The following is a 12,338-nucleotide window of genomic DNA, read 5'->3' as shown; positions in this document are numbered from 1 at the left end:
GTTCCAATGAAGAAATTACTCCTAGGCTCCATTCACATCTATCGTAAATGGATTTCGCCTATGACTCCTCCAAGTTGTCGGTTCCAGCCAACTTGCTCTCAATATGGCTATGAATCCATACAGCGATTTGGAGCGATTAAAGGAAGTTACTTAGCTATTAAGCGGATTTTAAAGTGTCACCCATTTCACCCCGGTGGATTTGATCCTGTGCCGGATAAAAAGAAACGTTCTTCTTAATAGTTACTAGTGCGTGTCGAGAAACATTTGTTTCTCGACACGCTTTTTTTGAAAGGCTCTGTTCAAGGTTAGTGTTGAGATTCCTATTAAAGAACTTCCAATTTAACGGGAAGTTCTTTTTGTTATAGGTGGCTTATTCTAATAAATCTCAACATAGAAAGTCTTCTTCTTATCTTTGACTTCCACTTTTATAGATGCTACATTGAAACTAGAATGAACGTTCTATCTAAAGGAGGTTTGCTTAACCATTGAGTGAGAAACGTAAACAGGTATTAAATGTTGCTGAACAACTATTCTATGAATATGGATTCCATGGAGTAGGTTTAAAACAAATTATTAATGAAGCAAATGTTGCGACGATGACGTTATATAACCACTTCTCCTCTAAGAACAGACTTGTAGAAGAGGCGATTAAAAACCGAGAAGAGCGGTACTGGGCATACATTCGTTCTACCTCAGAGGCATATTCTGACGAACCATTTGTACGAATTGCACAATTACACGGAGCATTCTTAAAAGAGGTATCCCCTCAAGGATGTATGTTCCTGCGTGCGATTGAAGTTTATCACGATACAGATAGTGACATTGTAGATATTGCCAAAACCCATAAATCAAAAGTCCTTCAGTATTTCGAGGAACTTGCTAAACGTAACAACATCAAAGATTATAAGAGCTTTGCTTATGAGTTTCTTCTCATTATCGAAGGAGCTACGTCGATGACGCAGATTACAGATTCAACACAAGCCACTGATCATGCAGTTACCATGACAGAATCTCTTCAATCCCATTTCCAAACGTAAACGGCATCCAATCGGATACCGTTTTTTCTATTCGTAAATCCTTGCCTTATATAGAAGAGTCCATGGTACGCATCATACAGCTTGTGGGATTTAAAAAATTTTGAATCACATAGAAAGAACGTTCTATCTAAATCTCATAATAAAGGAGTATCATCGTTTATGAATTTTACGAGACTCGTCTTTCCTGGCGTAACCATGATTGCTGTCACCTATGGATTAGCAAGGTATAGTTTCGGATTACTACTACCTAACATCTCCAATTCATTTCAAATGTCTGATACTGTTTCTGGTATCATCTCTTCTCTATTTTACCTTGCCTTTTGTTTTACTATTATTTATTCTATCGTGATGACAACCAATAAAGGACCTAAGCCTATGATTATGCTAGCGGGTGTTTTTGCTGTTAGTGGAATGCTTATGATTAGTGCTTCCTTGAATGAATGGATGCTCGCAGCAGGAGTACTATTGGCTGGAGGCAGTACAGGACTCGTATCTCCTCCCTACGGATCAGCTATTGCCTTTTGGATAAAAGAACCCTTACAAGGAAAAGCCAACACGTGGATCAACTCCGGTACTAGTCTAGGTATCATTGCCACAGGAGTTGGCGCCATATTTCTGCCTCTCCATTGGCGATACACTTACTTATTGTATGCTCTTATTGCTTTAATCGTTTTATGGTGGAATTATCGAGCTATCCCAAAACCCGACGATTCCGTAAAAGTTCAACTCGGGATATTGTCAGCAAAAGGATTAGAAGGTGCTAAATCCATGATCACTGGTGCTATTCTAATGGGGATTTCAAGTGCATGTTTTTGGACTTTCTCAAGAAGCTTTATAGAAAGTAGTGGTGAATTTAGTACGCTCGTGTTATCTCTGTTCTGGGTAACAATCGGACTCTTCGGCATAACCAGTGGTTTAGGTGGCACCGTTATAGAACGAATTGGACTTCAATCTAGTTATACCCTATTTGCTGTAATGATGGGAGGCGCTTCGTTTCTGCTTGCCTGGGCATCTGACAGCATCCCTATGGCATTAGGAGCAGCTGCGTTATTTGGTACCTCTAACTTGTTTATTTGTGGCTTACTGATTATCTGGGGAATTCGAGTATTCGAGAAGAATGCTTCTTTAGGTATAGGTGTTCCTTTCATTATGCTTTCCTTAGGCCAAGTTATCGGGTCTATCCTTGCAGGCAGCATGATTGAATGGATTGGTTATGCTCTGACGTTCGCTGTTTTTGGAGCCATCTCCGTCTTAGGGTCGTTTCTACGGACAGCTTAGAGCAACTCCGAAAACGGTTGGTCCTATAAATAGGCGAATCTTCAACGATTGTGTTACCTGCCCACAAATTTGTAAAAGAGTAAATGAAAGAAACCATGATACAATGTGCGGCTATCCATAACAAAAAACTTCCACAAGTGTGGAAGTTTTTTGTTGAGTGTTTGTTATAGAAGCTACATTTTCCTTGGCCCTTCAAGTTCGCGCTATTTTAAACTTCGAGAACAACGTAATTCCGATGATAAACAGAAATAGACTGGTGAGCATCAATACAAAAAGCTGTGGCCATATTTCTAGAACAGAGTTCCCTTGTAGCACTATTTCTTTTAAAGCATCCATCGCATGATAAATTGGCGTTATCGTTGCTAGGCGAATTAACCATTCGTTCTGAATGATCTCGATAGGCCAATAAGCTCCCCCTAACATAGCAGTACTTACAGCCACTACAGGCGTAAACGCACTAAGTTGTTGCATCGTCTTAGATATGGCACATAACACCATCCCAATCCCCATGACCGCAACTGTATAAACTGCCATCACAAGTAGAACGCCCCAGAAAGAAGGACCCCAATCGATGTTGAAGAGGTACCGACCAGTAAGGACAAGGAGGAACAGCTGAATAAACCCAACTAAAAAGCTGTAAACAAAATTCGCTCCATAGATCGACAATGTTGATACAGGAGAAATTCTTACTCGTTGTAGAATCAACTTCGTTTCATCTTCTAACAACTCTCCTAATGTAAATACAATCGTGTACATCGTGAAGAAGAGTGTGAATCCGACCAAGGCTTGAAACGTTTGATCGTATGTAAACCCTCCTTCATTCTCTAGAGCTCTCGTTTCAACGGTAATGCTTTTTTCATTTACATACTCCTGATTGAGAGAAGCGGTTACGGCAACTCCTTCGAATTCCTGTTCGATGGTTTGTGTCAGCTGATAATAGTTGGCTACATCTAAGGCAACCGTTCTCAATTCATTTTCAAGCGATGTAAGCGTACCAGTATCTTTCATTCTTAGCATCGAGATTGGAATGGTCCGCTCACTGTTCTTAATGGCATCGACGGTATCCGTTGTGATGACCCAGCCCGCTTCATATCGATTTGACAGCAGCCCTTCCTCTAATTCCGAGCGCTCTATACGTTCTACATTCCGTTCTTCTGATGCTGTTAACGCGAGAACCAGTTGTTCACTAAGCTTATCCTCCTCTTCTACCACAACAGGCAGAACGGGCTCACCCCCTAGATTCCCGAGACTAAAGAAGAATGTGAATACAATAGGGAGTATGAACATGGCAAGGAGGCTCATTTTCTGGTTACGTAACCCTTTAAATCTAGCCCATAAGATGGCGCTCATAATGGCTTCACTCCTTTTACACGGATCAGGATATACGCAACCAATACTAAGACAAAGCCATTGAGTAGAAGCGCCATTATAGGCAGCATGAGCTCTGACAATCCATATCCTTGCATGACTTTAACCATCCCATCTAAAGCTGCTCCATTTAGAATCCATGATCCGAATTCACGAATGGATCCCGGCAATAGTTCTCTTGAAATAAAGCTACCGCCAATCATAGCAAGGAATGGAATGAACACACTCTCGAAAAAGATAGTGTTCCGTTTCTCGGGAGATTGAAAGGTTAGTATGGAGAAAATGACGGCAAGAACACTCGTTGATAATGCTGTAAGTAACGTAATCCCTAACAGCAATCCTGGATTCGTCCAACTCATCCCAAACACCCACCTACTAATCGTGAAGAGTATCGTGATTTGGAAAAAGATGATTAGTACAGTAGAGCAATACCTAGAGAATAGAATTTTCCATATTGATGTACCTGCGATTAAGATGCGATTCATCGTTTGATTACGGAGTTCATCTCTTACGTACGTGGATGCAAAGGTTGTTGTATAAAGCATAAACATGGCTGCCATGCCGATCGTATAGTATTGAATTCCTGTTATAGACGTTCTGCCTTCTATCGTCTCTTTCACTATTTCACTGCGCTTTTGCTCTTCTGATTGTATGCCACTAAGTATGGGTCCCATCGCTTCCATTGTATTGATTTCATCTGTTGCTAATTCCTCCACCATTCTTCTCGCATCTAGTCGTTTAGACAGTTCATTTGTGAAAGATTCGAGAATTGACGTAGTGACACTCGCTTCAATTTCGTTATCACCTGTCACCACTTCTACTTGGAGAGGTTCATCCTTTTGAGTAAAGCCAAGAAGGCGGTCTACATAGTCCTGTTGAAACTGTGTTGAGAAGAATATGATTGCAGCTACGTCTCCATCTCTTAATCGTTGTTCTGCCTCATCCATAGTCACCTTCTCATAGGAAATGATTGATTGGATTTCAGGGTTTTCTAACACTTCATCCTGGAATAATTGAACGAAATCCGTATCTGTCAGCTGTTGTAGATTCTCTCTATTTTCTTCAGGAACAAATGATATCCATTGTTCATCAAGGGTTGCAGATTCTGAATCATTGACCAGCGCAATTGTAAATGGTTCAATCTTGTTGCTATTCCCCATAAACAGTTTCCCTACGGACATACCGAGGATTACCATTAGGATGGTCGGCATGAGCAACGTTATTAGGAGTGCCTTTTTATCTTTGATATACGTACGAAGGTCTTTAAGAATGTGAGTTAGCATCGTTTCACCCCTAATCCCTTAACGTTCGGCCTGTTAAGTGTAGGAATACATCCTCTAAAGTAGGCTTCGAAACTTCAATCCCCTTTACTTCAACATTCCATTGTTCAGCTGTGTGAAAGAGTTCTTTCAATGCAGTAGCTTTATCCATCAAAGTAACAAATACTTGAGTTCCCTGAACTTGAACGGATTGAACAGAATCTAATTGTGAAATCGCTTCGATGTAACCCTCATCAATTTGCGCAAGCGTCATGACAAGTACTTCCTCTGTTTGAAGTACACGCATCAATTCATCCTTTGTCCCATCCTCTATAATTCGACCTTTGTCTAAAATGGCAATCCGGTCACACAGGAAATCCACCTCTTCCATGTAGTGACTTGTATAGAGAATCGTAAGCCCTTTATTATTTAATTGTTTAATCATTTGTAGGATGTAATTTCTAGATTGAGGATCAATTCCGACAGTTGGTTCATCCATAAATAAGAGAGAGGGTTTATGAATCAGTCCGCACGCAATGTTTAACCGACGTTTCATACCGCCAGAGAATGTAGAAACTTTGTCCTTCGCTTTATTCGTTAATCCGACAATTTCGAGAACTTCGTACACACGTGTTGCCAGTTGTCGCTTCGGTATTTTATAAAGTTTACCGAAGAACATTAGATTCTCAACAGCTGTAAACTCTGGATATAAAGCTAAATCTTGAGGTACATACCCAAGCTCTTTATGTAACGCTCCTTTCTTATCCCCAATGGGCACATTCCGGAATAGAATCGTTCCAGATGAAGGCTTTAAGAGAGACGAAAGCATCGAAATGGTAGTCGACTTACCTGCACCATTCGGACCTAATAACCCAAAGATCTCACCCTCCTTTATCGTGAAGTTGATCCCATCTACTGCTACATGATTGCGGTATTCTTTCTTCAATTCGCTTACTGTTAACATGTGAACCTCCTTAATTGTGCCATGCAGGCACCTTTTAAGTTGATGGTATGCTATTCATATACTATGATAAGGATACGTCTTAAGTAGGAAGGGGTTTCATATGAAGTTAGAAATTTCACAAGAAGCAGCACAATGGTACAAAGAAGAGTTGGAATTACAAGCTAATCAATCCCTTCGATTGTTCGTACGCTATGGTGGTGTAGGCGGCTTACAACCCGGCTTCTCCCTAGCAGTAAAACCTGAACAACCTAAAGAGCCATTAACTCAAACATCTAAAGAAGAGATTACGTTCTATATCGAAGAGGAAGACAGTTGGTACTTCGACGGTCATGACTTAACTGTAAAATACGACGCTTCCTTAGATGAACCGTCATTCGACTATAATGAAACTGCATAATGAATGAAAAAGAGCCCTTATAAGGGTTCTTTTTATTTGCATCTATGTCCTTTATTTTGTAGGTTTTTTATCACTTTTTTTTACATTTAATGTTCGGAGTTGCTACTAAGTATATTTTAGATAAATTAAAGAACCATTCGAGCCGATTGAGGCAAGAATGGTTCTTCTTTATTACTTCTGAATAAACATCTGCGTCCAGAACTTTCCATCCTGAGCGTCTTTCTCGACTCCAATTCCAATGTGAGTAACTTTAGAATTTAAAATGTTTTTGCGGTGTCCTTCGCTGTTCATCCACCCTCGTACAACCTCTTCTGCAGTCTGTTGACCAGCAGCAATGTTTTCTGCAGCTGTACGGTAATCAATACCAAACTGATCCATCATTTCAAATGGGCTTCCGTACGTTGGAGAAGTGTGGGAGAAGTAATCATTGTTTACCATATCTTCTGATTTCTTTTGTGCAACCTTTTGTAACTCTGTGTCTTCCTTCAACGCAGATAATCCATTCTTCTTACGCTCTTCATTGGTTAATTTAATGACTTGGTCTTTAACAGATGCTTGGTTTTTAGAATCTTCCTCATCTTGCTGTTGCTCTGTCTTTCCGCTATCTTGTTGCGCGTTTCCATTCCCCTTTTGATTATTTGATGGGGCTTGGTTATATTGTTGCTCGTTTTGATTTCGGTTAGGCTGTTCTTGACGAGTTTGACCGTTTCGATCGAATTGTCCAGATTGACCGAACTCATCCATCGGAATTTCGTAACGACGCATTTCTGTACGTACGTTATAATCTTCCATGTTTCCAGGTAGGTCAATATTCTGACCGTTATTGTTACCACCATAACCTACTTCGTTCACGTTATTGTCCATCGTATTTCGATTACGGTCCATACCTTCTTCATTCGTACACGCTGCTAACATGCTTAATGACAATACTGCTGTCAGACTATATTTAACAATTGGATTCATCTTCACATTCCTCCCATATCTCTAGGCTTTCTAGCCAGTTATAGTATGGGCAGAAGCAGGATAAGTAATGCCTCTTGAGCACAGACATGTACTGGTATTGATACAAAAAAAAGGGCGCAAATATGCGCCCTTACAATCGATTAAATCGTTTCAGCTGTTCCTCATAGCCTTCTGCCTTTAATATGGTCACTTGTGTATTTCCAAGTAAGTCGTAATGTGGATAGCGTGGGTCAAGATGAATCCATTCTGGGTTTAATCCATATTGATTTCCCCATTGAATCAATTTGTCCAAGTCACAACATCCAACTTTTGTGACAGTGTCTTGATTTGGAAATCGCTCATCAATCCAGTAATGGGTAAGGAACGCAATTTCCCCAGCCTCCACTCGCTTTCTCCAGTCGTTCAGTTCTTCTCTAGAAATTCCAAAGGCCACAACTACGCATCCCCTAATGCAGTCAAGTACGCTTCATGCCAATCAGGAAAGGTTCTACGTAAGGATACAGGTTTAAATGAATCTTTCTTAACACATACGTGTTTCGATTCACCTGTAACGGCAATCTCACCTTCTGGCGTAAGAATCTCATAGGCATACGTGACACGAATGCCATCATAGGATTGAACCCACGTTTTCACAGTTGCACGTTGCCCGTATCGAACAGGCTTCTTGTAGTGAATGTTCACATCTACGACTGGGGAAACAATGCCGCTCTCCTCCATATCCGCATAGTTGAATCCTAAGTCTTCGATTAATGAAGTTCGTCCAATTTCAAACCAAACGAGGTAATTGGCATGATACACAACTCCCATTTGATCCGTTTCTTGGTATCGGACCTTTACATTTGTTTCATTGACTCTCATTGCTCTCTTCCTTTCACCGTGTTCCACGCCTTCTCAAAATCATCTTGGGATAACGTAAGGTCGAGGGTAGTATCTTCGTCATTCATCATTCTTAACGCTTGGTATTGGATGGCTTCATCGAGTAAATTCTTAATAAACCTGCCATTTCCTTCCACCTCTTGTTCTTGGAATGATTGTTGAAGTGCACTCACTGCTTCTTCTTGAAGTTTGAATCCGTACTCTTCTGCATGAACATGAACCATTTGCAACAGTTCATCACTGCTGTAATCTTCGAAGTGGAAGAATTTCTTAAACCTTGAAGCTAATCCTGGATTGCTTCTTATAAGTGCTCGCATTTCATTCTCATATCCGGCAAGAATGACGACGAGATTTTCGTTATGTTTCGTCATCTCATCCACTAACGTGTCAATCGCCTCTTTACCGAAATCGTTCGATCCACTACGGTTCAACGCATACGCTTCATCAATAAAGAGAACGCCACCTAATGCTTCCCGTATTTTCTTCTTCGTCTTCGGAGCTGTCTGACCCACATATCCCGCTACGAGGTCGCTACGTGAAGCAACTACGACGTGTCCACGCTTTAGTAGTCCATTCTCTTTCAAGATAGACGCGTAAATATGAGCGACGGTTGTCTTCCCGGTCCCAGGGTTCCCTGAAAAGACAGAGTGCAGTTGTATCGGAACTGTTGGAAGTGACTGTTGCTTTCGAACCTGCTGCATGTGTACAAAGGATGAGAGCTTACGAACTTCTTCCTTTACGCCTGTTAATCCAACGAGCTCATTTAGGCGCTCTGTAGGAGAAGCGTGTTCTGTATCATCCGCATGGAGATTGTTCACATCACTGTACCCAATCCTCATATAATCTAGCCAGTTCATGGAACGTTCTTTCTCTTCTTTCTTAGCACCTTTTCGGAAAATCGTTTGCATGATTAAATTCTTTACTGTCCGCGCGTTTCCAAATGTATCATCAACGCGCATTTGCTCAATAGCATCTCTAAACTCATTCAACGCTTTACCCGTAAAGAAATAATCGTTCATAAGGGCCACCTGTTCAGCAATTTCCACAAGTTCGTTCATCCCATAATCCGGCAATTCAATATGATTTTGTTCCGGGAAGCGACTTCTTAAACCTGGATTTCCAAATAAGAATTGACGCATTTCTTCTGGATATCCAGCTAAGATGACAGCGAATTTGCCACCATACTCTTTAGACGTCATCGCTGAGACGATTGTATCAATTACTGCCTGACCGTAATCATTACCAGACTGACCTTCTCGCTTCAAGCTATACGCTTCATCAATAAACAACACACCGCCTTGTGCTTGGCGAATGTAGTTCATTGTATTTTCTTCACTTTGTCCTACATAAGAGCCAACTAAATGGGATCGATTCACTTCGACAACTTCTTTCGTGTCAAGTAAACCAAGTTCATGATAGATAGACGCCAACAATCTTGCAATGGTCGTTTTACCAGTACCTGGGTTACCAGTAATAATCATGTGCAAGCCCTGTTCATCCATCATCTGAAAGCCAAGCTGTTTTCTTGTTTGTTGATATTTCAAATAGTGGTAATACCGATGGATATATTGTTTAATTTCATCGAGACCAATCATACGATTTAACTCGTCGAGAGCGTCATTGGCTTCATCTTGACGTAACTCTGCTGGCAATAAGTTGTTAAAGGATACAACAAGGCCTTCAAGTTCCCTCAATTTCGCATTCATGTCTGACGTAGCAATATGATTGATGCCGTTCATTTCATCTGCCTGATAAGGTTCAATCATAGCCAGCGCTTCGTCAATCGTCTCTCGAGCATGTTGTTTCGCTTCAAGAAACGATTCCGACTGTGCACGAGACCGATAAGGTGTGGCTTCTGTCCATTCTTCTTCTAATGTTTCTAAACGCTCTTCAATGAGCTGCATTTTCTTTCGTTTTGTTGAGAGATGATCCGCCTCGTGCAAAATAAGATCTGTAAAGCGAATGTTTCGAAGTACGTTTTGAAACGTAGTAATTTCAAACCACTCATCCAGCTGTCTCACAACCGGAAAGTCTGTAACGTTCTCTTTCGCTTTCATAAGAAATTGTTTCGCAACATCATCATCCACGATATGAGATCGTAGCAGTCGGTGATACGTAATCATCGCATACAGCGACGCAACTTCCTCTAAAGAGAATGACCGGTCTCCCTGTTCGTACATATCTACATAGCGAAGGGCTTCTGTCTCAGTTAGAGGGATCGGTGTATGAATATCTTTCCATTCTTTAACGTGTTGTAGTGGGGTGTTCTCTCTAGTCATATCATCATCCTTCTTCTATCTAGGTCCATTCCCATATTGTATCATAGCAGGAAAAGAAAGTTGATGATTCTGTTCGTAAAACTGGTAGAACTAAATTGGTATGAACATCTAGAATTGGCTTCTCATCTAGTCGTATAATCAAGTGCTATAGACACGAAAGAACGTCGTGATGTTCTGAAGAAACCACTAGGCTATAGGAATCCTTTAACCACTTCCAGAAGACTCTTCTTCATCATTAAAAAAACCTCACTCCAAAAAGGAGCAAGGTTTGTTGTTATTGATCTTCTTGTTGATGGAATTCGTCTCGAATCTCATTTCGGAACGCTTGAATAGATTCTTCTCGACGATGATTTTTCGCTTCAATCTGCTCTCTTTCCTCTGCTGTTGCAAACTTAAGCGCATCATGAGAACGTTCTATATTTTCAATTGTATCTTGAACCATACTCTGTAGCTTCTCTACGTTGTCACTTCGATCATCTGGATTTGCATGTACGTGTTTTTCTTTAGCCATGTAGGACCCTCCTATTTCTTGCCTTTAGTTTGAATAACATCTGGTTTTTGGGGGTTCTGCATTTGCATTTGCTTTCCTTTATTGCTGCCTGCAGCTCTAGATTGCGTACCTGGATGGCTTGGAACAAAATGTTTAGAATCCTTTTTTGGGTTACCCATCGTATTCACCCCTTCAGTAAAATAGGTTCCCTCGTATTGTTCACTATAGAGCGCCACCCTATGCAAAAAAACCAGATCGTCACACGGACGGTCTGGTTAGTGAATCATTCATTCTTTTTTCTATTTTTTGATCAATTTTATCTAACAACTCTTGGTCTTTACTCATTTCTTTACGGTTCATATTAATCAATTCTTCGAAGGTTGGTTTACGCTTGCGGGCCATTGGTGTCGCTCCTTTATTCGATTTACTTCTAACATACCCGCAATATTCAGAAAATATACCTTACTCTCATCATTATTGTAATTCTTTCAACTTCTCTTCCATATAGGCGTAATCCATTGCACCAAGACGCTTTTCAACCGCTAACTCTCCGTTCCCTTTCACAAAATAAGTAGTAGGAAACACTTGCCCTCCTAGAGCTGAGTATAACTCCATTTTCTCATCCACGATGACCGTGAACGTATATCCGTATTCTTCTATGTACGCTTTAGCTTTGTCAGGGGTTTCTCCTGCATTAATGGCAATAACCTGCATGTCTTGATGATAGTCATTATGAAACTTCTCTAAATCAGGCATTTCTTCCTTACAAGGCCCACACCAAGAAGCCCAAAAATTTAGCAATAATGGCTTCCCTTCAAATTCTGAAAGAAGAATCGTCTCTCCGTCTAACGTTTTAAGCTCCATATCAGGTAACTCGTCTCCAGGTGATAGAAGTAAATCACTCCCTCCAGCCACCATAGCTGAACCCGAATCCCCTTCACTGCTGCTTGATTGAAATTCATCAGGTTGTTTCGGAATCACGTATTCATAAATAACAATTGAGATTAATACTAGTAGTACAGCTATTCCAGCAAACTTCTTCATGGCAAGGCTCCCTTCATAAATGGTTCTAAGTCAATTGTTGGGGTAGGAGGCAAGCTCCTGCCCCTTAACCAACTTGAAAGTCTTTAGTATGTTTGTATTGATGATGCAGAAGAATCTTCAATCGGAAACGGTCATACCTTCGGAATCCGAACGCATCTCGCTTAATAACCTTCGTTTGATTGTTCAACCCTTCTACGAATCCGTTGCTATAGTTGAACGCAAAGCTGTTCAAAATCTCTGGTTGCCAGTTCTTCAACGTTTTTATCCCCTGAATAAACTCCGAAAGCCCAGCTTGATTCACTTTCTCATAAAAGGCATGCAACGCTTCTTTAACCTGTGAAGGTTGATGAACCCCTACCTCTTTCGCCCAATCAAACCACTCT

16 protein-coding genes are annotated in these 12,338 nt (G+C 40.8%); 4 read left to right on the top strand and 12 right to left on the bottom strand.

What is annotated here, in order from left to right; all coding sequences use genetic code 11:
* The first annotated feature begins 6 nt into the window (after positions 1 to 6).
* From yidD to H513_RS0102475, 3 genes are all read left to right on the top strand, one after another.
* On the top strand, positions 7 to 237 hold the full coding sequence (gene yidD, locus H513_RS21095; protein WP_081658146.1) for a membrane protein insertion efficiency factor YidD: 231 nt from the start codon (positions 7 to 9) through the stop codon (positions 235 to 237).
* 248 nt (positions 238 to 485) lie between these two features.
* The gene (locus H513_RS0102480; RefSeq protein ID WP_026799282.1) at positions 486 to 1,037 is read left to right on the top strand and encodes a TetR/AcrR family transcriptional regulator; all 552 of its coding nucleotides are present in this window, start codon (positions 486 to 488) and stop codon (positions 1,035 to 1,037) included.
* 159 nt (positions 1,038 to 1,196) lie between these two features.
* Positions 1,197 to 2,315, top strand: a complete 1,119-nt coding sequence (locus tag H513_RS0102475; RefSeq protein ID WP_026799281.1) for an MFS transporter — start codon at positions 1,197 to 1,199, stop codon at positions 2,313 to 2,315.
* A 192-nt stretch (positions 2,316 to 2,507) separates the two neighbouring features.
* On the opposite strand, the gene H513_RS0102470 is transcribed toward H513_RS0102475, so the two are convergent.
* The 3 genes from H513_RS0102470 to H513_RS0102460 are packed head-to-tail and all read right to left on the bottom strand — an operon-like array spanning position 2,508 to position 5,906.
* Complete coding sequence (locus tag H513_RS0102470) at positions 2,508 to 3,665, bottom strand: ABC transporter permease (RefSeq protein WP_026799280.1); 1,158 nt, start codon at positions 3,663 to 3,665, stop codon at positions 2,508 to 2,510.
* Entirely contained in the window at positions 3,662 to 4,966 is a 1,305-nt protein-coding gene (locus H513_RS0102465; protein ID WP_026799279.1) for an ABC transporter permease, read from the bottom strand. The genes H513_RS0102470 and H513_RS0102465 overlap by 4 nt, the downstream gene beginning before the upstream one ends.
* Positions 4,967 to 4,976: 10 nt before the next feature.
* Complete coding sequence (locus tag H513_RS0102460; RefSeq protein ID WP_026799278.1) at positions 4,977 to 5,906, bottom strand: ABC transporter ATP-binding protein; 930 nt, start codon at positions 5,904 to 5,906, stop codon at positions 4,977 to 4,979.
* 100 nt (positions 5,907 to 6,006) lie between these two features.
* On the opposite strand from H513_RS0102460, the gene H513_RS0102455 reads away from it, so the two are divergent.
* Positions 6,007 to 6,303 carry a HesB/YadR/YfhF family protein gene (locus H513_RS0102455; protein WP_026799277.1) on the top strand — a complete coding sequence of 99 codons (297 nt, stop codon included), beginning with the start codon at positions 6,007 to 6,009 and terminating at the stop codon, positions 6,301 to 6,303.
* 171 nt (positions 6,304 to 6,474) lie between these two features.
* On the opposite strand, the gene H513_RS0102450 is transcribed toward H513_RS0102455, so the two are convergent.
* The 9 genes from H513_RS0102450 to H513_RS0102410 form a co-directional block, all read right to left on the bottom strand.
* Positions 6,475 to 7,266: a CAP domain-containing protein gene (locus tag H513_RS0102450; protein ID WP_026799276.1), complete on the bottom strand. Its 792-nt coding sequence runs from the start codon at positions 7,264 to 7,266 to the stop codon at positions 6,475 to 6,477.
* A 130-nt stretch (positions 7,267 to 7,396) separates the two neighbouring features.
* Positions 7,397 to 7,699 carry a hypothetical protein gene (locus tag H513_RS0102445; protein WP_026799275.1) on the bottom strand — a complete coding sequence of 101 codons (303 nt, stop codon included), beginning with the start codon at positions 7,697 to 7,699 and terminating at the stop codon, positions 7,397 to 7,399.
* Between the two features lie 2 nt (positions 7,700 to 7,701).
* On the bottom strand, positions 7,702 to 8,124 hold the full coding sequence (locus H513_RS0102440; protein WP_026799274.1) for an acyl-CoA thioesterase: 423 nt from the start codon (positions 8,122 to 8,124) through the stop codon (positions 7,702 to 7,704).
* Positions 8,121 to 10,421 carry an AAA family ATPase gene (locus H513_RS0102435; protein WP_026799273.1) on the bottom strand — a complete coding sequence of 767 codons (2,301 nt, stop codon included), beginning with the start codon at positions 10,419 to 10,421 and terminating at the stop codon, positions 8,121 to 8,123. The genes H513_RS0102440 and H513_RS0102435 overlap by 4 nt, the downstream gene beginning before the upstream one ends.
* Before the next feature lie 274 nt (positions 10,422 to 10,695).
* Positions 10,696 to 10,932: a small acid-soluble spore protein Tlp gene (tlp, locus tag H513_RS0102430; protein WP_026799272.1), complete on the bottom strand. Its 237-nt coding sequence runs from the start codon at positions 10,930 to 10,932 to the stop codon at positions 10,696 to 10,698.
* An 11-nt stretch (positions 10,933 to 10,943) separates the two neighbouring features.
* Entirely contained in the window at positions 10,944 to 11,090 is a 147-nt protein-coding gene (locus H513_RS0102425) for an acid-soluble spore protein N (RefSeq protein ID WP_026799271.1), read from the bottom strand.
* Between the two features lie 79 nt (positions 11,091 to 11,169).
* Complete coding sequence (locus H513_RS21430) at positions 11,170 to 11,313, bottom strand: FbpB family small basic protein (RefSeq protein ID WP_154655163.1); 144 nt, start codon at positions 11,311 to 11,313, stop codon at positions 11,170 to 11,172.
* 72 nt (positions 11,314 to 11,385) lie between these two features.
* The gene (locus H513_RS19470; protein WP_051239610.1) at positions 11,386 to 11,955 is read right to left on the bottom strand and encodes a TlpA family protein disulfide reductase; all 570 of its coding nucleotides are present in this window, start codon (positions 11,953 to 11,955) and stop codon (positions 11,386 to 11,388) included.
* Between the two features lie 64 nt (positions 11,956 to 12,019).
* Positions 12,020 to 12,338 (bottom strand): transposase (locus tag H513_RS0102410; protein WP_026799270.1); only part of this gene is annotated, 319 nt, incomplete at its 5' end.

This window comes from Pontibacillus halophilus JSM 076056 = DSM 19796, from assembly GCF_000425205.1.
GTDB classification, from domain to species: domain Bacteria; phylum Bacillota; class Bacilli; order Bacillales; family BH030062; genus Pontibacillus_A; species Pontibacillus_A halophilus.
Note: the sequence above shows the minus strand (reverse complement) of the source record. Positions and strands in the feature narration are given on the sequence as shown.

Bases quoted from the DNA above. Each gene is read 5' to 3' on its own strand.
- yidD (WP_081658146.1), top strand. From the start codon at position 7: ATGAAGAAATTACTCCTAGGCTCCATTCACATCTATCGTAAATGGATT.
- H513_RS0102475 (WP_026799281.1), top strand. From the start codon at position 1,197: ATGAATTTTACGAGACTCGTCTTTCCTGGCGTAACCATGATTGCTGTC.
- H513_RS0102470 (WP_026799280.1), bottom strand. From the start codon at position 3,665: ATGAGCGCCATCTTATGGGCTAGATTTAAAGGGTTACGTAACCAGAAA.
- H513_RS0102465 (WP_026799279.1), bottom strand. From the start codon at position 4,966: ATGCTAACTCACATTCTTAAAGACCTTCGTACGTATATCAAAGATAAA.
- H513_RS0102460 (WP_026799278.1), bottom strand. From the start codon at position 5,906: ATGTTAACAGTAAGCGAATTGAAGAAAGAATACCGCAATCATGTAGCA.
- H513_RS0102455 (WP_026799277.1), top strand. From the start codon at position 6,007: ATGAAGTTAGAAATTTCACAAGAAGCAGCACAATGGTACAAAGAAGAG.
- H513_RS0102450 (WP_026799276.1), bottom strand. From the start codon at position 7,266: ATGAATCCAATTGTTAAATATAGTCTGACAGCAGTATTGTCATTAAGC.
- H513_RS0102440 (WP_026799274.1), bottom strand. From the start codon at position 8,124: ATGAGAGTCAATGAAACAAATGTAAAGGTCCGATACCAAGAAACGGAT.
- H513_RS0102435 (WP_026799273.1), bottom strand. From the start codon at position 10,421: ATGACTAGAGAGAACACCCCACTACAACACGTTAAAGAATGGAAAGAT.
- tlp (WP_026799272.1), bottom strand. From the start codon at position 10,932: ATGGCTAAAGAAAAACACGTACATGCAAATCCAGATGATCGAAGTGAC.
- H513_RS0102425 (WP_026799271.1), bottom strand. From the start codon at position 11,090: ATGGGTAACCCAAAAAAGGATTCTAAACATTTTGTTCCAAGCCATCCA.
- H513_RS21430 (WP_154655163.1), bottom strand. From the start codon at position 11,313: ATGGCCCGCAAGCGTAAACCAACCTTCGAAGAATTGATTAATATGAAC.
- H513_RS19470 (WP_051239610.1), bottom strand. From the start codon at position 11,955: ATGAAGAAGTTTGCTGGAATAGCTGTACTACTAGTATTAATCTCAATT.